Genomic DNA, 23,729 nt, shown 5'->3' with positions numbered 1-23,729 from the left:
AGCACGCATGTGGAACCTCAGCGCCCCATGGTGGGAATTCGTCCTGCGCGGACTGATTGTCTACGGCAGCCTGCTGGTGCTGCTGCGGCTCTCCGGCAAGCGCCAGATCGGCCAGCTGACATCGCTCGACCTGGTGCTGCTGCTGGTGCTGTCCAACGCGGTGCAGAATTCGATGAATGCGGGCGACAACTCCGTCACCGCGGGCCTGATCCTTGCCGTGACGCTGGTCGGCGCCAATCTCGTGCTGGCCTGGCTGAGCTGGCGCAGCCGGCGTTTTGAGAATGTCGTGGAAGGCCGCCCGCAGGTCCTGATCCATGAAGGCCAGGTCTTTGCCGACGTGATGAAGCACGCCTACATCACCCGCGACGACCTGCACAAGGCATTGCGCCATGCCGGCTGCGAGCGCGTTGGCGATGTGCATTTCGCGATTCTCGAGAACGACGGCACCATCAGCGTGATGGTGAGGAAGGACGCCCCGCCCACTCCGCGCGACGCAGCCACCTCGCTGTGGCGCGCCCCCCTCAACAACGATAGCGACGCGCCGGTCTGACGCCGGTGGGTTGCAGATAGCCAAGATCCCCAGGAGCCTTGCCATGGCAGTCAGCGTCTTCGATCTGTTCAAGGTGGGCATCGGCCCTTCCAGTTCGCACACCGTCGGCCCGATGCGCGCCGCGCTGATGTTCGCCCAGGGCCTGGCACGTGATGGCCTGATGCCCCAGGTGGCCAGCGTGCGCGTCGAGCTGTACGGCTCGCTCGGCGCCACCGGCCGCGGCCACGGCACCGACAAGGGGGTCATCCTCGGCCTGCTGGGCGAAGCGCCCGACACCATCGACCCGGACACCATCGAGCTGCGCCTGGCCGCGCTGCGCGCCAGCCGCACGCTGTCGCTGCTGGGCGCGCACCCGGTGCCGTTCGTGGAGAAGGAGCACATCGTCTTCTACCGGCGCGAAGCCATGGCCGAGCATCCCAACGGCATGAAGTTCCATGCCTTCGATGCCGCCGGGCAGCCCTTGCGCGAGGGGCGCTACCTGTCGGTGGGCGGCGGCTTCGTCGTCACGGCGGGCGCGGCCAACACGCAGATCCTCGGTGCCGACCAGCAGTTGCCGCACCCGTTCCGCAGCGGACGCGCGATGCTGGAAATGGCGGCGGCCAGCAAGAAGAGCATCGCGCGCCTGATGATGGAAAACGAATGCGTGTGGCACAGCGAAGCCGATGTCAACGCCGGGCTGCTGCGCATCTGGGCCGTGATGCAGGCCTGCGTGGCGCGCGGCTGCCGCACCGACGGCGAGCTGCCGGGCCCGTTCAAGGTCAGGCGGCGTGCGCCCGAGCTGTTCCGCAACCTCACCGAGCATGCCGAGCGCGCGCTGGCCGATCCGCTCTCGGTGATGGACTGGGTCAACCTGTACGCCATCGCCGTGAACGAGGAGAACGCCGCCGGCGGCCGCGTGGTGACGGCGCCCACCAACGGCGCGGCCGGCATCATCCCGGCCGTGCTGCACTACTACGACCGCTTCGTGCCCGGGGCCAACCCGCAGGGCGTGATCGACTTCCTGCTGACGGCCGGCGCGATCGGCATGCTGTACAAGCTCAACGCCTCCATCTCCGGCGCCGAAGTGGGCTGCCAGGGCGAGGTCGGCGTGGCCTGCTCGATGGCCGCGGGCGCGCTTGCCGCCGTGATGGGCGGCACGCCGGAGCAGGTGGAGAACGCCGCCGAGATCGGCATGGAACATAACCTGGGCCTGACCTGCGACCCGGTCGGCGGGCTGGTGCAGATCCCGTGCATCGAGCGCAATGCAATGGCCTCGGTGAAGGCCGTCAACGCGGCGCGCATGGCGCTGCGCGGCGACGGCGCGCACTACGTGTCGCTCGATTCGGTGATCAAGACGATGCGCGAGACCGGCGCGGACATGAAGACGAAGTACAAGGAAACGGCGCGCGGCGGGCTGGCGGTGAATATCGTGGAGTGCTGAGCCGGCGCGCACCGGGGATCTGCCGCCGGGGCGGCAGGCGTGGCGGGCGGCGCGGTGCCGTCTCCAGTGCTTTCTGCTACGCTTGCCCGGCTTACAACCGAAACGGAGACCCGGCATGATCAAGATCAGCATCCTCTACCCGTACAGCAAGGACGGCAAGTTCGATTTCGACTATTACCGCACGCGCCACATGCCGCGCGCTGTCGAGCTGTACAGCGCGCAGCCGGGCTATCGTGGCGTGGCGGTGGAGCGCGGGCTGGGCGGCGGCGCTCCGGGATCCGATCCGGCCTATGCCGCGATGTGCCACTTCCTGTTCGACTCGCTGCCGGACTTCGTGGCCGCCTCCCGGGCCGCGGGAAAGGAACTGCAACAGGACATCCCCAACTACACTAATGCAGTGCCGGTAGTGCAGATCAGCGAAGTGGTGGACATCGCCTGAACCGGCGGACTGGTGCCGCGCGCGCCGCGGCGCTGTTTCTTGCATTCCCGATCCGACCGTGCCGTCGTGCAGACCGTCATGCAGACCTTCTACCAGCTGTTCGACGAGACCTCGTCAACCTTCACCTACCTGCTGATCGACGCCGCCACGCGCGAAGCCTTGCTGATCGACCCGGTCGACCGGCAGCTCGCGCGCGACATGGCTTGCCTGCAGGCCAGCGGCGCCCGGCTGGCGTGGGTGGTGGAAACACACGCGCACGCCGACCACATCACCTCCGCCGGCCATGTTGCGATGCAAACCGGCGCACACAGCGCGGCGCCGTCGGGCTGCGATATCCGTCCCGCGGAGAAACAGCTGATCGACGGCGACACGCTGCCGTTCGGCACGCAGGTGCTGCGCGCCATCCATACGCCCGGCCACACCGCCGGCAGCATGAGCTACCTGTGGGAAGAGGCCACGCCGGCCGGCCCGGTGCGACGCGTCTTCACCGGCGACGCGCTGCTGATCGACGGCTGCGGCCGCACCGATTTCCAGTCGGGCGACGCCGGCACCTTGTACGACAGCCTCACCCGCAAGCTCTTCACCCTGCCGGACGACACGCTGGTCTATCCCGCGCACGACTACAAGGGCCGCACGGCATCCACCATCGGTCACGAACGCCAGCACAACAGCCGCGTAGCCGGCCATACGCGCATCCAGTTCATCGAGATCATGAAGCAGCTCAACCTGCCCAGGCCGAAGCTGATCGACGTGGCAGTGCCGGCCAACCAGCGCCTGGGCCTGCGTGACGGTGACCACGTGCCGCACGGGGTCTAGGTCTAGCGGGCAATTGGGCAATTGGGCAAGCGGCCAACTGGCCGGAGGCAGCTGCGTGCCTCAGCTCGCCCAGCTGTCGCAGGTCTGCCGCACCGTCTCGCGCAGGCTGCGGGTGTCGGCATCGATCTGGCGCACGCGTTCGGCATCGCCGTTGCGGCTTTGCGCCAGCGCGCGGATATTGGCCAGCGCGTCGAGCGAGCCCAGCGCTTCTGCATGCGGCACCAGCGCGTCGCAGATCGTCACGATGTGATCGGCGATGGGCATGCGCGTCAGTTCGTTGGGATGCACGTACTCGCCTTCAAGGCCGAAGCGGCAGGCCTGGAAGCGATTGAAGGTATAGACCAGGTAATCGTCTTCCTGCGGCATGAACGGGCGCGACAGCAGCAGGTAGCGCGCCAGCGCCTGGATATAGGCGGCAATGTCGCACGCGCGCTGCACGGTCAGCGGCGTATCCATCACGCGGACTTCGATGGTGCCGAATTCCGGCTTGGGACGGATATCCCAGTAGAAATCCTTCATGCTCTCGATCACGCCCGTGGCGTGCATCTTCTCGAAGTAGGCGGTGAAGGCGTCCCAGGTGAGCAGGTGCGGTGCGCGCCCGCTCATGGGGAAGGCCGCCACGGAATTCAGCCGCGCCGAGGCGAAACCGGTATCCACGCCCTGCACGAACGGCGACGAAGCCGCCAGCGCGACGAAGTGCGGCACGTAGCGTCCGATCGCGTGCAGCAGGAACAGCGATTCGTCGGCGCTCGGGCAGCCGATATGCACGTGCTGGCCGAACACCGTGAACTGCTTGGCGAGGTAGCCGTACAGCTCGGAAATGTACTGGTAGCGAGGCGAATCCGAGATGGTGCGGTCGGCCCATTGCTGGAACGGGTGCGTGCCGCCGCCGCAGATGCCGAGGTTGAGCGAGCGCGAAGCGTCCACCATCAGGTCGCGCATGGTGCCGAGTTCATCCAGCGCCTGTGCATAACTGTGGCAGATGCCGGTACTGATCTCGATCATCGAGGGGCTGATCTCGGGCTTGATGTCGCCGGCATGCCGGGCGCCTTTCAGCGCACGCAGCAAGTCGGGCGCGAACGGCGCCAGGTCATAGTCATGACGGTTGACCAGCTGCAGCTCCAGCTCCACGCCAAAGGTCAGCGCTTCGGAGTGCTTGAACGGTTCGAGTGACATCAGCGGCCTCCTCCATTGCTTCTGACTTCGCCGGCGTAGCGAAGTGCCCAGGCGGCCAACGCCGGGCCGAGCAGTTGCTCGAGCGCCAGCGAGCACAGGATGATGGCGGCCAGCGGCTCGCCCGTGGACGGATAAAGGCGCGCCACGTCGCTCATCAGCAAGTAGGCCAGGCCCGACATGGGCGCCAGCGCCACCCCGAGCGCCACGCATTGCCTGAGGCTCAGGCCGGAGAACGAGCCCAGCGAGGCCACGCCGGCCAGCTTGGCCAGGTGGCGCAGCAGCACCAGCACCACCGCGGCGCCGCCGCCGATGGCCCAGTCATGTACGGTCAGCGGCAGGCCGAGCGACACCACCATCACGATGATCAGCAGGCTGCCGGCGCTGCCGAAATGGGCGGGCCATACGCGCGGCTGGCTGTCCTGGTGCTTGAACACCACACCGGCCAGCATCAGCGAGAGCGGCATCGACAGCTTGAGCACGCGCGTGAGGGCCAGCGTGAACAGCACCAGTCCCACCAGCACCAGGAAGCTGTAGTGATCGTCCGATGCCATGCGCGCATAGATGGCGTGGCCCAGCTTGCCCACGCCCCAGGCCAGCAGGCACGAGCCCAGCAGCAAATAGAGCGGGTGCAGCAGCGCGGCGCCCAGGTTGCCGTATTCGGAATGCAGCCACCCGGTGGCGAGCTGCACGATGGTCGCGGCGTAGATGCTGTTGAGCGCCGTCATGGCGAGTAGCCGCTCGGTCACCTGGCCCTCGGCACGCAGCTCGTTCTTGAGCTGGAGCACGATGGTGGGCGAGGTACTGACCGCGATGCCGCCGGCGAGGATGGCCACGGCGGGCGTCACGCCCATCCACTGCAGCGCGGCCGCCACCAGGCCCCATGTCAGCAGGCTCTCGAACGCGCTGGTAAACAGCAGCCAGCGGTTGGCCCGCAGCCAGCTCAGCGACAGCCGGTGCCCGAGCTCGAACAGCGCCAGCGCCAGCGCCATGTCGATCAGGATGCGCGTCTGCGCGATCATGTCCTCGTCCACGATGCCGCGGCCGAGCATGCCGGCGAGCAGGCCGGTGGCCGCATAGCCGACGATGCGCGGCAGCCGCAGGTACATGCGGCACACCTCGCCCGCCAGGCCCGCGCCCACCAGGGCAAGTCCGACCCAGAACAGCCCGCCCGGTGCCAGCGGCAGGCTTGGAAATAGTTGGCTCAATCCATTCATGGACTACATGGTAACGGAGCCACATGACATTCCGTGTCAGAGTTTGTCCGACAGCGCACCTAAGTTGCAGGGAACATGATGCGTACAGGCGTAAAAAAACGCCATCTGGTGCGATGGCGTTTTCTCGTGCCGGTCCGGCGGGTGGCTTGCTAGACGCCCCAGAACTTCCAGGCGGGCCGCGTGGCACGCAGGCCGGATTCCATGCGCGCGTACTGCGCGCGCATCCTGCCCTGGTCGGCGCCGGCGGCGCGGGCTTTCTCGAAATACGCCAGCGCGGTCTCGCGCTGCGCCAGCCCGAGCGCGGCCTCGACCGCGCCAAGATAAGCGTCGCCTTCCCAGCGGTCGCGCGCGGCAAAGGCCGCTTCGAAATCGGCCAGCGCCCCGGCGTACTGCTTTTCGCCGTTGCGGATCAGGCCGCGCTGCACGCGCGGCAGGGCCTGGTCCCACGCATCGCCTTCGGTCAGCGCGATGGCCTGCTCGAACAGCGGCAGCGCGCGCTCGGGCGCGCCCAGGTCACGCCAGATCAGGCCGAATTCGTTGCACAGCCAGGCGTCCTCGATCAGCAGCGCACGCCGTTGCAGCGCCTCGATCTCGGCCAGCGCATCGGTGCGGTCGTGCTGGTCCATGCCCGCGATGCCGTTGCGCAGCAGCCCGGCGAAATGCGCGCGCGCGTGCGCGAGTGCGTGGCCGGTCTGGCTGCGCTCCTCCACCGGCAAGGCATCGGCGCGGGCGTCCATGTGCGCAAGCGCATCGCGCGCCGCCGAGGTCACTTCGCTGCCGCCGATGCCCTTCCATGCATTCACCAGCCGGCTGAACACCCAGCCCACATTGGCCGGGTCGCGCTCGAGCGGGTAGCGGTTGAGCACGTCGCCGGCCACCTCGACCGCCTTCGCATGCTGGCCCGCGGCCACCAGGCAGTCGAGCAGGTCGATCCAGTGCTCGATGAATTCGCTGACCGCGATGCCTTTCTCGTGCAGCGCGATCCGTTCGGCGCGCAGGTCCGCGCCGTCCAGGCGCTGCGCCAGGTTGTGGCACAGCATCGAATAGAGATGCGGATCGGCATCGTCGTAGCCGCCCTCGCCGGTGGCGAAGTATTGCTCGAAGCGCGCCAGGCCGAGCCGGTATGCCGCGACCACGTGGGGCGCCAGCGCGGCCTCGGCTGCCGGCACGGCATCGATGAATTCGGCCAGCGCCACGCCGGCGTTGTAGTAGCCGGCCGCGTCGGTCGCGTTCTGCACGAAGGCAAAGCGCTGCCATGGCTGCTCTTCGCCGGCCTGGTGACGCCATTCCAGCTCGCGCACCTGGGCTTTCGGGTCCGGCACCTGGCGCTGATAAGTGGCGAAATCATCCCAGGCGCCCTCGAGGTCGCCGGCGCGGTAGCGCAGCGGCGCGCGGATGCGGCGGGCGTGGGGATGGTCGGGCTGCGCAGCCAGCACGATGCCCGCCTGCTCGGCGGCAAAGGCGTCGCCGGCGGCTTCGTCGAGTTCGAGCAGGTCGGGATTGTCCAGGCCGGCGCGCGCCAGGCAAAGGCGCAGCATCGGCTCGGCCTGCTCGCCGGCGGCGTTCACGTGGGCCAGCGCCTGGGCCAGGATCTCTTGCACGCCCAGGTCCGGCGCGCGGTACAGCAGGTCGTACCAATAGGCGCCGGCGCCGGCGAAATCACCCAGCCGGCAACGCACGAGTCCCGCGTGCAGCCGGGCGCTCCATTCGCCGGAAGACAGGCCGTTGCGCAGCGCCGCCTCGTCCAGCCAGGGCTGCGCCTCCTGGAAGCGCTCCATGCTCGTGAGCAACATGCCGTAGCGGTGCGCGATCACACCGCGCGATGACCAGCGGTGCGCGGGATGCAGGTTCAGTCCGGGCAGCTTGGCCAGCGCCGCATCGAGCACGGCGAAGGCTTGCTGGGCATCGCCGCGGTCGAAGTGCAGGCGCGCCCGCAGGCAATCGAAATCCACCACCTGCGGCTGCGCCTGCGAGAGCTGGTCGAGAATGACCAGCGCCTCGTCGTAGCGCTCGGCATTGGCTAGCTCGATGGCGTGGTCGTAACTGACTTCCTGCACGGACACGGACTGCTCCTTCTGGGGTGAAATGTGCGAGTGCGGGATTATGCGCCATGCGCAGGTTTCTTGGTCCGCAATGGAAGGGGCGCTTTTCCCGGCATTCGCCGGGCTCGCCCCGCAGCCCTACCCCGGGGCGGCGGACCGGGCAAGGCCCCAGGCGAGGCTCTTTGCCCATGCGCGCGCCAGTCAGGCGCGCCGTCCGGGCGGCCCGGCGCGGCGCCTGTCCTCGCGCAGGTCCGACCACTCGAACAGGCAGGCCAGCAGCAGATAGACGCAGGCCACTGCCTCGGCGCGGAACAGCGGCGTGGTTTCGGCATGCACCGGCATGGCGCCGGCCACGCTGCACAGGACCAGCAGCAAGGCCAGCCACCAGCCCTTGAGGCGGCCGTTAAGGATGGGATCGACGCCGAACACGGCGGCGTTCAGCCACAGCCAGCCGGCCACCGCCAGCCACGGCTCGCTCGCCAGATCCCACTGCATCTGCGCCAGCAGCAGCATGGCGCCGACCGCCAGCGCGGCGCACTGCCCTTGCAGCAGGCGGGCGCGGTGGCGCTGGCGCAGCCAGGCGCGCGCCGGCAGCACCAGCGACAGGTTGGCGCCGGCCAGCAGCAGGCCCAGCGCAAACGCCAGCGTATGCGCGAACGGCGCGAACAGCGGCACCGACAAGACCATGTACATGCCGCCGATGGTCAGCGCGCCGGCCACGCCGATGCGCTGCAGCGCGGGCAGGTAGAGCAGCGCGAAAGCGGCCAGCAGGGCATACAGCTCCACGCCGATGAACCATGCGTAGAGCGACGGCAGCGAGCCGGCGAACATGGCAAAGCCGCCGATCACCACGTAGAGGCCGAACCAGCCCCACTGCACGCCTGGCAGCGACCGCCAGCGCGCCAGCCGCACCGTGACGGATTGCTGCCAGACCCGCACGTACCAGGCCCAGGCCAGCATCGGCGCCACCAGGCTGGCGCCGCACACGGCGAGCGCCAGCCACGGCGCCACGGTATCGTGCCCGGCGCGTTCCTCCTGCCGCACCACGATCATCAGCACCACGCTGGCCAGGATGGCGCCGATCCACAGCGCATGGAACAACTGCCCCCACGACAACAGCGGCCGGGATACCGCCTGCTCCCAGGCCGCCAGCACCGCCTCGTCGAAATGGTAGTGGCGTGTCTGCGGCGTCTTCCAGCGCAGTTGTTCGAGCAGGGCCTGCATGTCCTTGACGAAGCCGCCGCGCATCAGCGCTTGCCGGCGGATGCGCGCGGGCGGCGGCGCCAGAAGCGCCTGCGCCGCCGCCGAGCCCTTGGCGTAGGTGCGGAAGTAGCTGAACTGCCGGTCCGCCAGCGCGCGTGCGACCGCCTGCTGGGTCAGGGCGCGGTCGCGCCGCGCCAGGTGATCGGAAGCATCTTCCCAGCCGAAGCCTTCGAACAGCGCGGTGCGCGCCGCGGGACTGGCATCGTCCCGGGCGCAGTAGCGCAGCGCCAGCCACTCGAAGCGGTCGCGCGCTTCGATGCTGACGAAGGCATCGTCCTGCAGGCAGCGCTGCAGCGCCTCGCCGACCGGCAGCGATTGCGCGGCCAGTTCACCGCGGTCGAGCCCGGGGTAGCGGCCGCCGGCCGGCGCGGGCGGAAAGCTGGCGCGCAGCCGCTCCCACATTGCAAGGGCCAGCTCGCCCGCATCGGGCAAGGCCCGGGCCGTCTGCGGGCGCTGCGGGTCCGCCTGCACGGCGGGCGGCAGCACCTGGCCGATTGCCGGCAGCCTGCCGCGCACGGGCGAGGCGGGCGAAGTCAGCGGCGAAGCGATCGCGGCGGGCCCCGGCTCTCCGGCGGGCGGGGCAGGCGGGGCAGGCGGGGCAGCGGCGCCCGGGTCGGGCACGGCGCCGGCATCTTCGTCCTGCGCATGGTGGCGCGCCCACTCGAGCGCGAATTCATAGGCGGCGCGCAGCGCCTGGAACGCCTGCGCGTCCTCGTCGGGGCGCGTGACCTTGAGGCGCGCGGCATAGGCCGAGCGGATGCGGCGCGTATCCGTGGTCGGCGCCAGTTGCAGGACTTGCCAGTGCATTGTTCGGATCGGGCCGGTAGCGAAGCGTGGAGAGGGGACGAGCCGGGATCAGTCCCAGAGTTGCGTGTCGAGTCCGTCGAGCAGGCGCCGGATGGGCGCGCGCAGCGTGCGGATGCGCTCGGTATCCTGCGCGTCCAGCGCGGCCTGGAATTGCGCCAGCGCGCCGCTGATCTGGTCGCGGTCGCGGCCCAGGCACTGCTGGTAGAGCCGGTCGGCGCGCGCCACCAGTTGCGCGTTCTCGGCCTGGTCGCGCGGATGGATCTTGATCTCGGCAAGCGCCGCCAGGCGCTCGCCCACTTCCTCGTCGCTCAGCACGCCGGGGTTTTCCTGGATCACGATGCGGTGCGTGGCGGCGGTGGCGAGCACGGTGGCCTGCACTTCGAGGATGCCGTTGACGTCATAGGTGAAGCGCACGTCCACGCCCGACTCGGCCGCGCTGATGCGCGGCAGCGGCACGGCGATCTCGCCGAGGAAGACGTTCTCCGCCACCATCCGCCCCTCGCCCTGGAAGACGCGCAGCGCCAGCATCTCCTGCTTGTCGGCCAGCGGATGGATGCGTTCCACGCGGCTGACCGGCACCACCGAGTTGCGGTCGATCACGGGCTGGTAGTGCCCGTGGGAAAACGCCTCCGGGCCGACCCGCTGGCTGGTTTCGATGCCCAGCGAATAGGGTGCGACATCGGTCATGACCACTTCGTCCAGCGCCGCGTCGCGCGCCTTCAGGCCGGCCTGGACGGCCGCGCCGAGCGCCACCACCTCGTCGGGATTCAGCTCGGTCACGGGAAAGCGGCCGAACATGCGGCTCACCAGCCTGCGCACCATCGGCATGCGGGTGGCGCCGCCGGCCAGCACCACGCTGTCCAGCTCGGCCGGCCGGATGCGTGCGTCGCGCATGGCCTGCTCGATGGGCTTGCGCAGCCGCTCCAGCAACGGCGTGCTCAGTTCGGCAAAGACTTCCTGGGTCAGCGACATGGTGAAGGTGCGGTCCTCCCAGGTCACGGCCATGTCCGCGCCGGCGGCGTCGCTGAGCGCGCGCTTGGCACCTTCGGCGGCGTGGCGTACCCGCTCGCGCAACTGCGCCGGCCAGCGCTCGGGCTGCGCCTCGCCTTCCTGCACGCCGCCGGCGCTCAGTCGCGCATCGAGCCCGCTGTCGCGGCTGAAGCGGCGCATCAGCGCCGCGACGAAGTCCTCGCCGCCGAGGAAGTTGTCCCCGGCCGAGGCGCGTACTTCCATCACGTTCTCGAACAGTTCCAGCACAGAGACGTCGAAGGTCCCTCCGCCCAGGTCGAACACCAGGAAGCGGCTTTCCCCGTTCTGCTGCAAGCCGTAGGCCAGCGCGGCGGCGGTCGGCTCGTTGAGCAGGCGCTCCACGCGCAGCCCCGCCAGCTCGCCCGCCACACGCGTGGCGCGGCGCTGGGCGTCGCTGAAATAAGCCGGCACGGTGATCACCGCTTCGCTGACCGGCGCGCCGAGCCAGGCTTCGGCATCGGCCTTCAACGCGCGCAGCAAGAAGGACGAGAGTTCTTCCGGGCGATAGCGCCGCTCGCCCAGCGGGGTCGCGCGGGCGGTGCCCATGTAGCGCTTGAACAGTGCCGCGCTGTGCGCGGGATGGGTCAGCAGGCGGTCGCGCGCGGCCTCCCCGACGACGACCGCGCCGTCGTCCAGCACGCTCACGCACGAGGGCGTCAGGCGCTTGCCGAGAGAGTTGGGAATGATCTGCGCCCGTCCATCGCGCCAGACCGCGACCAGGCTGTTGGTGGTGCCGAGATCGATGCCGATGATGGTGTGCTTGTCGTGGTCCATGTTTCGTTCTGGCTGGTGGCGACGCATCCTTTGCGCAGCAAGCGCAACATTAATCGGCAACGGGGAAAGAATGGGAACGGCGCCGCTTCCTTGTTGCGCCCGCGAGACATCGGCTGCCCCGCTGGCGTGCCGCCAAAAGAAAACGCCACCCGAAGGTGGCGTTTCCGCATGGCGCTGGCGAAGGCTTACTTGCCGCCGACCGTCTCCAGCACGGTCCACTTGCCGCCGACCACCTTGTAGACGGTGATGCCGCCGTCCTTCAGGTCGCCGCGCGCGTCGTAGGCCAGGGCCTTGGTGGTGACGCCCTGCATATTGGTGGCGGCCAGCACCGGCAGGTAGCGCGCCGGATCGGCCGAGCCGGCCTTGACCATGGCGCTCATCATCGCGGTGGCGCCGTCATAGGCGTACGGCGAGTACGTCTGCACCTTGCCGCCGAAGCGCTTCTCGTACTTCTTCTCGTAGGTGGCGCCACCGGGCATCTGCTCCAGCGGCAGGCCGGCCAGCGACACCACGGTGCCATCGGCAGCGGTGCCGGCCAGCTTCAGGAAGTTGTCGGTCTTGGACATTTCGCCCGACACCAGCGGCGACTTCATGCCGAGTTCCTTGACCTGCTTGGCCATCGGCGCGGATTGCGTCTCGGCGCCGCCGTAGAAGATCACGTCCGGGTTGCTGCGCTTGATGTTGGTCAGCACGGCCTTGAAGTCCACCGCCTTGTCGTTGGTGTATTCGCGGCGCACGATCTTGCCGCCGGCGGCGCGGGCGGCCTTCTCGAACTCGTCGGCCAGGCCCTGGCCGTAGGCCGTGCGGTCGTCGACGATGGCGATGTTCTTGGCGCCAAGCTTCTTCACCACGAAGGCGCCGATCACCGAACCCTGCTGGGTGTCGGAGGTCATCATGCGGAAGGTGGTCTTGAAGCCTTGCTTGGTGTATTCCGGCGCGGTCGCCATGGCGATCTGCGGAATGCCGGCGCGGTTGTAGACCATCGAAGCCGGGATGCTGGTGCCGGAGTTGAAGTGGCCGAGCATGCCCTGGATGCCGCCGTCCACCAGCTTCTGCGCCACCACCGAGCCAGTCTTGGGATCGGCCTGGTCATCTTCGGAAAGCAATACGAACTTGACGTCCTTGCCGCCGATCTTGGGCTTGGTGGCGTTCATTTCCTCGATGGCGAGGATCACGCCGTTCTGCATGTCCTTGCCGTATTGCGCCTGGCCGCCGGTCATGGGCGCGGCGAAGCCGAGCTTGATTTCCTGGGCCTGGGCAAAGGCGGCCGAGCTGGCGCACACGCCGGCGATCGACAGGGCAACGGTCAGTGCCGTCTTGTGGAAAGTCGAGTTCATCAGTTCTCCTTGGTGGCTTTTCGATAGCCTTCTTGCTGCGTTTTTGGACGCGTCCGGGTGCGGCGCGAAACGCTTCCCGATTTCACATACGCAAGGCGCGCGGGATCGCCGCTGCCTCGCGTCTCTTCGATCAACGCCCGGCCGGTCAGCCGATCGTCATCAAACTGGCATTGCCGCCCGCCGCCGCCGTATTGACGGAGAGCGAACGCTCGATCAACAAACGCTCGATGGCCACATTCGGTTCACCGTGCGCCAGGCCCTGGACCGAAATGATCGGGCCGGCGCGCGTGGCCAGTTGCTCGCTCACGGCGCGCAGCTGGTCGGAATCCCCGTGGTGCAGCACGGCATCGAATTCGGTGTCGCCCGCGGCCCAGTCGGGCACCAGGCGGACGCGCGATTGTACTGCCTTCGGCAGGCGCGCCGACAGCGTGCGCGCCATCGGGCTGTCCGGCCAGACCGCGCGGCTGCCGGCAGCCAGCACGGCCGCCAGCTGCATGGCCAGGTCGGCCTCCTGCTGGGCCAGGCACAGCACGGCCGCGCGCGGCAGCAGCGTGTACGTGTTGCGCTCGCCGGTGGGGCCGGGCAGCGTCACCGACAGGCCGGCCGGCGAGGCGGCGGCGAAGCGGTCGCACGCCGCGCCCAGCCCGGGCAGCGCGGCGCTCTCGCGCGCGGCCCATTCCTTGAGCATGCCCAGGGCATCGGTCATCGCCGCGCGCACCGGGCCGGGCTCGCCGGCGCCGTTCAGCACGTCCGAGGCGCGCACGGCGCGGGCCACGGCGTCCTGCGGGCAGACCGACAGCAGGCGGTGCAGGTAGAGCGGGCCGCCGGCCTTGGGGCCGGTGCCGGACAATCCTTCGCCGCCGAACGGCTGCACGCCGACCACCGCGCCGACCACATTGCGGTTGACGTAGAGGTTGCCCACTTCGGCGCGCTCGACGATATGCGCGATGGTCTCGTCGATGCGCGTATGGATGCCCATGGTGAGGCCGTAGCCGGTGCCGTTGATCTGGCCGAGCAGCGCGTCCAGGCCGGCGCGCTGGTAGCGCACCACGTGCAGCACCGGGCCGAATACCTCGCGCTGCAGCTCTTCGATGCTGTCGAGCTCGATCAGGGTGGGCGGCACGAAGGTGCCGTGGCGGGTGGCGGCATCCGCGGCTTCGCTGCGCTCGGCCTGGTGGATGCGGCGACCCTTGGCGCGCATGGCTTCGATATGGCGCAGGATGTTGTCGCGCGCTTCTTCGTCGATCACCGGGCCGACGTCGGTGGACAGGCGGTCGGGGTTGCCGATGGCGAGTTCGTTCATGGCGCCCTTGAGCATGGCCAGCACGCGGTCGGCCACTTCCTCCTGCAGGCACAGCACGCGCAGCGCCGAGCAGCGCTGGCCGGCCGAATCGAAGGCGGAGTTGACCACGTCGCCCACCACCTGCTCGGCCAGCGCCGAGGAGTCGACGATCATCGCGTTCTGCCCGCCGGTTTCCGCGATCAGCGGCACCGGGCGGCCGGCGGCGTCCAGGCGCCCGGCCACGCTGCGTTGCAGCAGGCGCGCCACTTCGGTGGAGCCGGTGAACATCACGCCCTTGACGCGTGCGTCGCCCACCAGCGCGGCGCCGACGGTCTCGCCGCGGCCCGGCAGCAGTTGCACGGCGCCGGCCGGCACGCCCGCTTCGCGCAGCAGGCGCACGGCCTGCGCGGCGATCAGCGGGGTCTGCTCGGCGGGCTTGGCCAGCACGGTATTGCCGGCGGCCAGCGCGGCCGCGACCTGGCCGGTGAAGATGGCCAGCGGGAAATTCCACGGGCTGATGCAGACCACGGGGCCGAGCGGGCGGTGCGTGTCGCTGGAGAAGGTCTCGCGCACCTGCGCCGCGTAGTAGCGCAGGAAGTCCACGGCCTCGCGCACTTCGGCGATGGCGTTGGAGAAGGTCTTGCCGGCCTCGCGCATGATGACGCCCATCAGGGACTGCATCTGCGCTTCCATCAGTTCGGCGGCCCGCTCCAGCGCCGCGGCGCGCACGTCGGCCGGCGTGGCCTGCCAGATCGGCGCAGCCTTGACCGCGGCCTGCAGCGCGGCTTCCACTTCGGCCATGCTGGCTTCGGTGACATGCCCGACGACGTCGCGCAGGTCGGCCGGGTTGCGCACCGGCACCGGCTGGTTCGCTTCCGAGCCGGGCGCGGCTTCGCCGCCGAGCAGCGGCGCCGCGGCAACCGCCTCGCTGGTCCCGGCCAGCAGCGCCGACGACAGCGAAGCCAGGCGATGCTCGTTGGACAAATCGATGCCGGCGGAATTGGCGCGCGACTGGCCATACAGCTCGCGCGGCTGCGGGATGCGCGGGTGCGGCAGGCCGAGGCCGCCCTCCTCGGCATGCATGCGCTCGACCACGGTGACCGGATCGGCCACCAGTTCATCCAGCGAAATGGTTTCGTCGGCGATGCGGTTGACGAAGGAGGTATTGGCGCCGTTCTCCAGCAGGCGGCGCACCAGGTAGGCCAGCAGCGTCTCGTGCGTGCCCACCGGGGCGTAGATGCGGCACGGGCGGTTGAACTTGCCGTCGGCCAGCGGCCCGACCACCTGGTCGTACAGCGGCTCGCCCATGCCGTGCAGGCACTGGAACTCGTACTGGCCGGGGTAGTAGTTGTGGCCGGCGATCTGGTAGATCGCCGCCAGCGTATGCGCATTGTGGGTGGCGAATTGGGGGTAGATCACGTCCGGCACCGACAGCAGCTTGCGCGCGCATGCCACGTAGGACACGTCGGTGTAGACCTTGCGCGTGTAGACCGGATAGCCCTCCAGGCCGTCCACCTGGGCGCGCTTGATCTCGCTATCCCAGTAGGCGCCCTTGACCAGGCGGATCATCAGGCGGTGGCGGCTGCGGCGGGCCAGGTCGATCAGGTAGTCGATGACGAACGGGCAGCGCTTCTGGTAGCCCTGCACGACGAAGCCGATGCCGTTCCAGCCGGCCAGCTCGGGCTCGAAGCACAGCCGCTCGAGCAGGTCCAGCGAGATCTCCAGGCGGTCGGCTTCCTCGGCGTCGATATTGATGCCGATGTCGTACTGGCGGGCCAGCAGCGTGAGCGACTTGAGGCGGCCGTACAACTCGCTGACCACGCGCTCGTGCTGGGCACGGCTGTAGCGCGGGTGCAGCGCGGAGAGCTTGATCGAGATGCCGGGGCCTTCGTAGATGCCGCGCCCGCGCGAGGCCTGGCCGATGGCATGGATGGCCTGTTCGTAGGACGCCAGGTAGCGCAGCGCGTCTTCCTCGGTCATGGCGGCTTCGCCGAGCATGTCGTAGGAGTAGCGGAAGCCTTCGGCCTCGTACTTGCGCGCGTTGGCGAGCGCCTCGGAAATGGTCTCGCCGGTGACGAACTGCTCGCCCATGAGGCGCATCGCCATGTCCACGCCCTTGCGGATCAGCGGCTCGCCGCCCTTGCCGATGATGCGGGTCAGGGCCTTGGACAGGCCGGCTTCGGTGTGGGTGGCAACCAGGCGGCCGGTCAGCAGCAGGCCCCAGGTGGCCGCGTTGACGAACAGCGACGGGCTCTGGCCCAGGTGCGACTGCCAGTTGGCGCCGCTGATCTTGTCGCGGATCAGCGCGTCGCGCGTGGCCTTGTCCGGGATGCGCAGCAGCGCCTCGGCCAGGCACATCAGCGCCACGCCTTCCTGGGACGAGAGCGAGAATTCCTGGATCAGGCCCTGCACCAGTCCTTCGCGGCCGGTGCCGACCTTGCGCTCGCGCAGGCGGGTGGCCAGCGTGCGGGCCATCGCGAGCGCGGCCTCGGCCTGCTGCTGCGGCAGCCGGGCCTGCTCGAGCAGCACGGGCACGCACTCGGTCTCGGGGCGGCGGTAGCCGGCAGTGATCGCAGCGCGCAGCACCGACTGCGGCTGCACGCTCTGGGCGAACTCGAGGAATGGCTGGGGCGCGCCCTCGCCCGCCGCGTCGAAGCCATCCGCGCCGTCCGCCGCGCCATCCGCCGGCGTGCCGGACGCGCCGGCCTCGGCCGGCACATGGCCGCGCTCGACCTGCTCCAGGTACGTGAAGATAGCCTGCTTGATCAGCCAGTGGGGCGTGCGGTCGATCGACTGGGCAACGCGCTTGAGGCGCTCGCGGGATGCGTCGTCCAGCTTGACGCCGAGGGTGGTGGTGGCCATGCGCTTGATTCTCCGAAGGATGCGGATGCAAGGCGCCCGATCTCCCGGATACGCCTGCCGATGGGCGCGATCATACTCCGCGGGAAACCGAAGGTGCAACTAGGTACAACCACTCATTCTGAATCCGGATGCGGGTTGCACCCAACCCGTCGCCGCGCCGGCCGTCAACGGTGCTCAAATACGAAGCGGGTCGATCTCCAGTTGCCACCGCACGCCCTTCGCATCGGCCAGCGCGTCACCGAAAGTTTGCACCCACTCGTCCACAAACCGCTGCAATGCGGCCCTTGAGGTACTTTCCACCAGCATCTGCGCACGCTCGCGGTTGGCCACGCGCACCATCGACATCGGCACCGGGTCGTGGAGTTGCACCTCAGGCGCCAGGCGGCAGGAGTCGGCACGATTGCGGGCGCTCTGCAGGAAGGCCAGCGCGCGCTCCAGCTGGCCGTGCTCGGCCGTGACGAGCACCTGGTACGCGAACGGGGGCAACCCGGCCTGGCGCCGCTCGCGCAACTGCGCGGCAGCGAATCCATCATAGTCATGGCGAACCAGTGCCTGCAATGCCGATGCATCCGGATAGCGGGTCTGGATCAGCACCTCGCCGGCCAGCCCGGCGCGGCCGGCACGGCCGGCCACCTGCATCAGCGAGGCGAACAGGTGCTCGGCCGCGCGGAAGTCGTGGCTGAACATGGCGGCGTCCGGGTGCACGATGCCGACCAGCGTCACACGCTGGAAGTCGTGCCCCTTGGCGACCATCTGCGTACCCACCAGGATGTCCACCTCGCCGGCATGGACCTCGTCGAACATTGCCTGGGCGCTGCCTTTGCGGCGCGTGGAGTCCGCGTCGATGCGCGCGATGCGGGCCTGTGGAAAACGTGCCGCCAAGGCTTCCTCGATCCGCTGCGTGCCGCGCCCGAGCGGCGCAATATCCACATCACCGCAGTCCGGACAATGATGGGGCACGGGCGATTCCAGCCCGCAGTGGTGGCAGCGCAGCCGGCGCTCGGGCCGGTGCAGCACCAGGTAGGCGGAACAACGCGGGCAACCCGACAGCCAGCCGCAACTGCCGCAGGCGAGCACGGGCGCGTAGCCGCGCCGGTTGAGGAACAGCAGGCTCTGCTCGCCACGCGCCAGGCGGGCCTCGATGGCGCTCAGCAGCGGCACCGAGAGCCCTTCGAAGAGCGCGCGCTGGCGCTGGCGCTCCTGGTTCAGGTCGACCAGCCGCACTACCGGCAGCGCCGCGTCGGCCTGGGCGCGCTCGCGCAGCACCAGCTTGCGGTAGGCGCCCTGCTCTGCGCGCCACCAGGTTTCCATCGACGGCGTGGCCGAGCCCAGCACGACGGCGATGCCGAGCTGCTTGGCACGCCAGATGGCCAGGTCCCGCGCGGAGTAGCGCAGGCCCTCCTGCTGCTTGTAGGAGGTGTCGTGCTCCTCGTCCACCACGATCAGGGCGAGATGCGGCAGCGAGGCCATCACCGCCATGCGGGTGCCGAGCACGATGCGGGCCTCGCCCCGGTGCGCGGCCAGCCATTGCAGCGTGCGCTCCTGGTCAGCCAGGCCGCTGTGCAGCACCGCCAGCGGCAACTGCGGGAAGCGCGCGGCGATGCGGCCCTGCAATTGCGGCGTGAGGTTGATTTCGGGCACCAGCATCAGTACCTGCGCCTGCGGGTCGCGCGCCAGGGCTTCGGCCATGGCGTGCAGGTAGACCTCGGTCTTGCCGCTGCCGGTCACGCCGTGCAGCAGGAAGGGCGCGAAGCCCTGCGCCTGGCTGATCGCCTCCACGGCCGCGCGCTGCTCGTCGTGCAACGGTGGCGCGACCGAAGGTTCGCTGTCGGCTGCAATGTCCAGCAGCGGCTGGTCGGCGTGGCTGGCGCTGACCCAGCCGGCCGCCGTCCATTCGGCCAGGCGGGCCGGGGCGGCGCTGCACAAGGCACGCGCCTCGGCCGCGGAAAGTGCCGCACCCGCCCCGGCGGCGGCCACCAGGGCCTGCGCCAGGGCCAGCACGGTGCGGGCACGCGCCGGCACGGCTGCCAGCAGGGCCGGCTCGTGGCCCGGTATCAAGCGGTAATGCTCGCAGCGGGCCCGTAGCGCCAGCCGCGGCCAGCTCTCGGCCTCGCGCAGCCCCGGGGGCAGCGCCGGGAGCATGACCTCGCCGAGACAGCGGTGATAGTAGAGCGAGGAGAACCGGGCCAGCGCGATCCAGTGCGCGCCCAGCGGCGGCAGCCAGTCGAGGCGCTGGGCGACAGGCCGCAGCCGATCGGGCGGCACTTCGGAATGGGCCGAACGGGCCACTGCCACGCCGACCATCAGGCGGCGCCCGAAGGGCACGGTCACCAGGTCGCCAGGCTGGATCTCCGGCGGGGCGAGATAATCGAAGACATCGTCGGCCGGCGTATCGAGCGCCACCCGCACGATGGCAAGCGGCGCGTCATCGGCGGCAGATGACGCTTCCGGGCCGGAGGCGGGGAGTGTCGGGGCGTTCACGCCCTGGCTCCGGCGCGCAGCACTGGGTACGGCCCAGATTGGGGCAAGGCGGCGGGCAAGCTGGCCCAATGCGGGTGCAAGGCAGCGCTGGGCCGCTTTCCAGACAAATTAAGTGTGCGGCGCAGCATCAACTTAAAGTAACGCTTCAAATGTGCCCCTAAGTCGATGATAGATGGCCGCTTTTCCCGCTGGCGCGCAGTGCCTGTGGATAACTTTGTTGAAAACTCGTCCGGCGTTCCCGCCAAGCCCCGTAAATCAAGGCTCCCACTGGCATTCCGGCGTCAGCCTGATCAGATGCAATTCCTTTTAAATCAAGGACTTGCGAGCCTCCCTCAGATGAGTTAAGGACTAACCCGCTCTTGCACTGCGGAAAACCCATTGATGTGCATAAGTCAAGCCTTGACAAGCGCGAACCGGCACCGAAAGAGCGAAAAATTGCAAAATAGTTTACTTGACAGCGCTTCGTGCCAGCCTCCCGCGCCACCCGGCTTCGGGAACGCGCCGCAGGCGTCACGCTCGCTGCGCCGCACAGCCGCCGCCGCCCGGCCGGCGGCGGGGCGTGCACCACGTATCACCCCGCGCTGGCCCGCAGCTGGCGGCTGTAGCGATGCACCTCGTCCACCAGCACCGTGACATTCTCAGGCGGCGTGAACTGGGAGATGCCATGGCCGAGGTTGAACACATGGCCGTCGCTGCCGCCGCCGGCGGCGTAGCTGTCGAGCACGCCGCGCACCTGCGTGCGGATGGCGGATTCCGGCGCGAACAGCACATTGGGGTCGATATTCCCCTGCAGGGCGACCTGGCCGCCGGTACGGCGGCGCGCCTGCTGCAGGTTGACCGTCCAGTCGAGTCCGAGCGCGTCGGCCCCGATGCCGGCCAGTTCTTCCAGCCACAGGCCGCCGCCCTTGGTGAAGACGATCACCGGCACTTGCTGGCCGTCTTGCTCGCGCTTGAGCCCGGCCACCACCTGGCGCATATAGGCCAGCGAGAACGCCTGGTACATGCCGTCGGCCAGCGTGCCGCCCCAGGTATCGAACAGCATCACGGCCTGCGCGCCGGCCTCGATCTGTGCGTTCAGGTAGGCGGATACGGCGCGCGCGTTGATCTCCAGGATGCGGTGCATCAGGTCCGGGCGGCTGTACATCATGCTCTTGACGGTGCGGAAATCCGAAGAGCCGGCGCCTTCGACCATATAGCAGGCCAGCGTCCAGGGGCTGCCCGAAAAGCCGATCAGCGGCACGCGCTGGCGGCCGTCCTGCACGAGCGCACGCCGGATCTCGCTGACCGCGTCGAACACATAGCGCAGCGAGGCCATGTCGGGCACCGCCAGCTTCATCACGTCGGCTTCGGTGCGCAACGGACGGGCAAAGCGCGGCCCCTCGCCCTGCGCGAACGACAGGCCCAGGCCCATGGCGTCAGGCACGGTGAGGATGTCGGAGAAGAGGATGGCCGCGTCGAGCGGGTAGCGCTCGAGCGGCTGCAGCGTCACCTCGGTGGCATAGGCCGGGTCCTTGGCCAGCCCGAGAAAGCTGCCGGCGCGCGCGCGCGTGGCGTTGTACTCGGGCAGGTAGCGGCCGGCCTGTCGCATCAGCCACAGCGGGGTGTACTCGGTAGGCTGCCGGCGCAGTGCGCGCAGGAAGGTATCGTTCTGCAGTGCGGTCATGGTCATCCTCGTAAGACCGCCATTCTACGGGATGCCCGCGCCGCGTTCCTCCCCGCCGTGCGGCGGCGTCGGCGCATTTGCGTCAAATGTCGTCCGCCAGTTCCTTGAAGGCCTGCGCGGCGCGGCGCATCCATTCGCGCGCGCGCGGCACATCGGGCTGCAGGCGGGCGAAACCATGCGTCATGCCACTGGCTTCCAGCGTGATCACGGCTGCGCCGTAGCGCACCAGGTAGTCGGCGTAGGCCAGGCCGTCGTCGCGCAGCACGTCATTGGCCGCCACCACCACCACGCTGGCGGGCGGCAGGTGCCTTGGCGCCGCGCCCATGAGGTGGATGCGCGTGTCTTCGATGGCGGCGCCCGCGGCGAGTTGCTCCGCGCCGATGAACTGGGTCCAGAACCAGGCCATTTCGTCACGCGTGAGGCCAGGGCCGTCGGCAAAGGCGCGATAGCTCTCGGTGGCAAGGGCCGGCGCCGTCACCGGATAGATCAGCAGTTGGGCGTTGACCAGCCCGGGATGTCCGTGCGCGTTCGCCCAGCGCGCCGCCTGCGCCGCCAGGTGGCCACCGGCGCTGTCGCCGGCCACGGCCAGGAAGCGGGTATCGAGGCGCAGCCGCGCGCGTTGCTCGGCGAACCAGAGCAACGACTGCAGCGCGTCGTCGCACGGCGCGGGAAACGGATGCTCCGGGGCGAGCCGGTAGTCGATGCTGGCGACGGCGCAGCCGGTATCGGCAGCCAGCAGCGCCGCCACGGTGTGATGCGTCTCGTGCGAGCCGACCACCCACCCGCCGCCATGGAAGTAGACCATGAGGCGCGGCTCCGTCACGCCCTCCGGGCGGTACAGGCGTGCCGCCAGCGTACGGCCGGGCAGCGCGATCTCCAGATCCGTGACGACGAGGCCTTCGGGGTCCGGCACCAGCGAAGTCGCTGCGATTTCGGCGAAGCGGGCGCGACGGCCCGCGGCATCGGCCGGCGCGGGTTGGCCGGCATAGCGCTCGGCAAGCCGGCGGTAATAGTCGAGGAGCTGGGGATCGATGGCCATGGCTGGGTCGGACGGGTTGATGGGGTCGCGGCGCAAGGCGCCTGCAACCCCGCAGTGTAGCGGCGTTCGCGCCTTCAGGCGTCCGCGTGCATCAGCTCGATCTTGGCGCAACGGTCCTGCACCGCGAGCAGCCCGGCGGCTCGGGCGCGGGCGAAGGCCTCGTCGTTGACGATGCCGAGTTGCAGCCAGACGCCGCGCGCACCGATGGCGATGGCGTCGTCCACCACCGGCGGCACGTCGTCGGCGCGGCGGAAGATGTCCACCCAGTCGATGCGCTGCCCTTCGGCGGCCAGTGCCCGCGCCGCGTCGGCCAGGCTGGCATGGCAGGTCTGCCCCAGGATACGCGCGCCGGCATGGTTGGGATTGACCGGCACGATGCGATAGCCGCGTGCCTGCATGAAGGCGGCCACTTCGTGGCTGGCGCGGGCCGGGTTGTCGGACAGGCCCGCCACGGCGACGGTCTTCATCGCCAGCATGTCCCGGATGGCTGTCTGCATCTCGCTCACGTCTGCGTTTCCTTCGGTTCGGGTTGGGGGGATTCTTCGCGGCTTGTGCCGGGCGGGCGGGCGCAGCCGCCCAGCCGAGCAAACGGCACCGCCACCTGGTAGGCGCCCTGTGCGAACGGTCCCACCGCATAGGGTGCATAGTGCAGCACCAGCCCGCCGCGGTACAGCGTATAGGGAGTGCGGTCATCGCGCAGCGCCTGGTCGTCGAGTGCGCCGCGCTCCGGGTGGGCCGCGCCCTGCTGCGTCAGCGACGCTTGCAGCTCCGCGTTGAGCTTGCGCACGCAGCCTTTGCCTCCCAACAGGTCGGCGAGCCGGATTGGCGCATAGGCGGGCCGGCCGTCCCTGCCGGCATCGTTGCGCCACGTTGCGCCGGCGTAGTCCAGGCTGCCGTGCGCACCGCCGCTGTAGCGCCAGGTGGTACGCAACAGGCTGACCGCATCGGCATCAAGCCTGACGAGTTCCACCGCGCTACGGCATTCCAGCTCGCCCTCGCCGCAGCCGCTGGTACGCAGGGAGGCGATCAGCGCGTCGATGTCCTGCCGACCGGTTTCGGGATAGCGTTCTGCAAGGCGCGCCCCCGCCACCTCCGCCTTGTTCTCGCGATAGACTGCCTTGCGCGTCAGCACGAGCTGGCGCGCGCTGCCATCGGGACTTGTCCACAGCCCGTTGGCGGTGTGCCTGTCGGCAGAGAGCGTGCCCTCGAAACGGGCGCCATCGCTTGCTTCGGCGGAGTCGAGGGAGGGGGGGAAAGCCGCCTGCTCGCGCAGGCTCAGGGCGCCGCCCGATGTCAATTGGCCATCCAGCTGGCGAGGGATGGCCGAGAGCATTGAATCGTAACGAACGGTTCCGTCGACTATATCGGTCCCGGCGCGTGGAAATATCGTCAGCGATACCTGCTCGCCACCGCCGAGATCGCCCTGCCAGAAGGAACCGGCGAGCGTGTGCGGGCTGTCCGCGCGCGCCACGCCGCTTGCCGCCGGCGCGCCAGCGACAAGCCCCGCGAGGCCAAGCTGCACAAGGGCATTTCGT

The 23,729-nt window shown here is 69.3% G+C and carries 16 protein-coding genes; 4 read left to right on the top strand and 12 right to left on the bottom strand.

All coding sequences use genetic code 11. From position 1 onward, the window contains the following. The first annotated feature begins 7 nt into the window (after positions 1-7). The 4 genes from AB4Z48_RS05680 (at position 8) to AB4Z48_RS05665 (ending at position 3,225) form a co-directional block, all read left to right on the top strand. On the top strand, positions 8-550 hold the full coding sequence (locus tag AB4Z48_RS05680) for a DUF421 domain-containing protein (protein ID WP_441612904.1): 543 nt from the start codon (positions 8-10) through the stop codon (positions 548-550). 43 nt (positions 551-593) lie between these two features. After that, complete coding sequence (locus AB4Z48_RS05675; protein ID WP_441612903.1) at positions 594-1,970, top strand: L-serine ammonia-lyase; 1,377 nt, start codon at positions 594-596, stop codon at positions 1,968-1,970. Between the two features lie 115 nt (positions 1,971-2,085). Beyond that, on the top strand, positions 2,086-2,409 hold the full coding sequence (locus tag AB4Z48_RS05670) for an EthD family reductase (protein WP_441612902.1): 324 nt from the start codon (positions 2,086-2,088) through the stop codon (positions 2,407-2,409). Between the two features lie 78 nt (positions 2,410-2,487). Further along, positions 2,488-3,225, top strand: coding sequence for an MBL fold metallo-hydrolase (locus tag AB4Z48_RS05665; protein WP_441613051.1), 738 nt, complete (start codon positions 2,488-2,490; stop codon positions 3,223-3,225). A 60-nt stretch (positions 3,226-3,285) separates the two neighbouring features. On the opposite strand, the gene AB4Z48_RS05660 is transcribed toward AB4Z48_RS05665, so the two are convergent. The 12 genes from AB4Z48_RS05660 to AB4Z48_RS05605 all read right to left on the bottom strand — a co-directional run bounded on the left by AB4Z48_RS05660 (position 3,286) and on the right by AB4Z48_RS05605 (position 23,716). Continuing rightward, a complete protein-coding gene (locus tag AB4Z48_RS05660; RefSeq protein WP_441612901.1) occupies positions 3,286-4,401 on the bottom strand; it encodes a YbdK family carboxylate-amine ligase in 1,116 nt (371 codons plus the stop codon). Further along, positions 4,401-5,615 carry a cation:proton antiporter gene (locus AB4Z48_RS05655; RefSeq protein ID WP_441612900.1) on the bottom strand — a complete coding sequence of 405 codons (1,215 nt, stop codon included), beginning with the start codon at positions 5,613-5,615 and terminating at the stop codon, positions 4,401-4,403. Before AB4Z48_RS05655 ends, AB4Z48_RS05660 begins: the two co-directional genes overlap by 1 nt. A 149-nt stretch (positions 5,616-5,764) precedes the next feature. After that, positions 5,765-7,678, bottom strand: coding sequence for a hypothetical protein (locus AB4Z48_RS05650; protein ID WP_441612899.1), 1,914 nt, complete (start codon positions 7,676-7,678; stop codon positions 5,765-5,767). Between the two features lie 180 nt (positions 7,679-7,858). Beyond that, positions 7,859-9,727 (bottom strand): hypothetical protein, encoded by a 1,869-nt coding sequence (locus AB4Z48_RS05645; RefSeq protein WP_441612898.1) that lies wholly within the window; start codon positions 9,725-9,727, stop codon positions 7,859-7,861. Between the two features lie 48 nt (positions 9,728-9,775). After that, positions 9,776-11,530: an Hsp70 family protein gene (locus AB4Z48_RS05640; protein WP_441612897.1), complete on the bottom strand. Its 1,755-nt coding sequence runs from the start codon at positions 11,528-11,530 to the stop codon at positions 9,776-9,778. Positions 11,531-11,715: 185 nt separating this feature from the next. After that, positions 11,716-12,867: a branched-chain amino acid ABC transporter substrate-binding protein gene (locus AB4Z48_RS05635; protein WP_441612896.1), complete on the bottom strand. Its 1,152-nt coding sequence runs from the start codon at positions 12,865-12,867 to the stop codon at positions 11,716-11,718. A gap of 145 nt (positions 12,868-13,012) precedes the next feature. Continuing rightward, complete coding sequence (gene putA, locus AB4Z48_RS05630) at positions 13,013-17,011, bottom strand: trifunctional transcriptional regulator/proline dehydrogenase/L-glutamate gamma-semialdehyde dehydrogenase (RefSeq protein WP_441612895.1); 3,999 nt, start codon at positions 17,009-17,011, stop codon at positions 13,013-13,015. 174 nt (positions 17,012-17,185) lie between these two features. Then, positions 17,186-19,492 (bottom strand): primosomal protein N', encoded by a 2,307-nt coding sequence (locus AB4Z48_RS05625; protein WP_441612894.1) that lies wholly within the window; start codon positions 19,490-19,492, stop codon positions 17,186-17,188. 571 nt (positions 19,493-20,063) lie between these two features. After that, the gene (gene hemE / locus AB4Z48_RS05620) at positions 20,064-21,161 is read right to left on the bottom strand and encodes a uroporphyrinogen decarboxylase (protein ID WP_441612893.1); all 1,098 of its coding nucleotides are present in this window, start codon (positions 21,159-21,161) and stop codon (positions 20,064-20,066) included. A gap of 76 nt (positions 21,162-21,237) precedes the next feature. Continuing rightward, entirely contained in the window at positions 21,238-22,194 is a 957-nt protein-coding gene (locus AB4Z48_RS05615; RefSeq protein ID WP_441612892.1) for an alpha/beta hydrolase, read from the bottom strand. Between the two features lie 74 nt (positions 22,195-22,268). Beyond that, positions 22,269-22,691, bottom strand: a complete 423-nt coding sequence (locus AB4Z48_RS05610) for a CoA-binding protein (protein ID WP_441613050.1) — start codon at positions 22,689-22,691, stop codon at positions 22,269-22,271. Positions 22,692-22,696: 5 nt separating this feature from the next. Further along, positions 22,697-23,716 (bottom strand): RsiV family protein, encoded by a 1,020-nt coding sequence (locus AB4Z48_RS05605; protein ID WP_441612891.1) that lies wholly within the window; start codon positions 23,714-23,716, stop codon positions 22,697-22,699. Between the last annotated feature and the right edge of the window lie 13 nt (positions 23,717-23,729).

Origin of the sequence: Cupriavidus sp. 2TAF22 (assembly GCF_052115045.1) — a bacterium.
Classification (GTDB): domain Bacteria; phylum Pseudomonadota; class Gammaproteobacteria; order Burkholderiales; family Burkholderiaceae; genus Cupriavidus.
This window is presented reverse-complemented; position numbering and strand designations above follow the sequence as displayed.

Bases quoted from the DNA above. Each gene is read 5' to 3' on its own strand.
- AB4Z48_RS05680 (WP_441612904.1), top strand. From the start codon at position 8: ATGTGGAACCTCAGCGCCCCATGGTGGGAATTCGTCCTGCGCGGACTG.
- AB4Z48_RS05635 (WP_441612896.1), bottom strand. From the start codon at position 12,867: ATGAACTCGACTTTCCACAAGACGGCACTGACCGTTGCCCTGTCGATC.
- AB4Z48_RS05645 (WP_441612898.1), bottom strand. From the start codon at position 9,727: ATGCACTGGCAAGTCCTGCAACTGGCGCCGACCACGGATACGCGCCGC.
- AB4Z48_RS05675 (WP_441612903.1), top strand. From the start codon at position 594: ATGGCAGTCAGCGTCTTCGATCTGTTCAAGGTGGGCATCGGCCCTTCC.
- hemE (WP_441612893.1), bottom strand. From the start codon at position 21,161: ATGACCATGACCGCACTGCAGAACGATACCTTCCTGCGCGCACTGCGC.
- AB4Z48_RS05670 (WP_441612902.1), top strand. From the start codon at position 2,086: ATGATCAAGATCAGCATCCTCTACCCGTACAGCAAGGACGGCAAGTTC.
- AB4Z48_RS05640 (WP_441612897.1), bottom strand. From the start codon at position 11,530: ATGGACCACGACAAGCACACCATCATCGGCATCGATCTCGGCACCACC.
- AB4Z48_RS05665 (WP_441613051.1), top strand. From the start codon at position 2,488: ATGCAGACCTTCTACCAGCTGTTCGACGAGACCTCGTCAACCTTCACC.
- putA (WP_441612895.1), bottom strand. From the start codon at position 17,011: ATGGCCACCACCACCCTCGGCGTCAAGCTGGACGACGCATCCCGCGAG.
- AB4Z48_RS05610 (WP_441613050.1), bottom strand. From the start codon at position 22,691: ATGCAGACAGCCATCCGGGACATGCTGGCGATGAAGACCGTCGCCGTG.
- AB4Z48_RS05660 (WP_441612901.1), bottom strand. From the start codon at position 4,401: ATGTCACTCGAACCGTTCAAGCACTCCGAAGCGCTGACCTTTGGCGTG.
- AB4Z48_RS05655 (WP_441612900.1), bottom strand. From the start codon at position 5,615: ATGAATGGATTGAGCCAACTATTTCCAAGCCTGCCGCTGGCACCGGGC.
- AB4Z48_RS05615 (WP_441612892.1), bottom strand. From the start codon at position 22,194: ATGGCCATCGATCCCCAGCTCCTCGACTATTACCGCCGGCTTGCCGAG.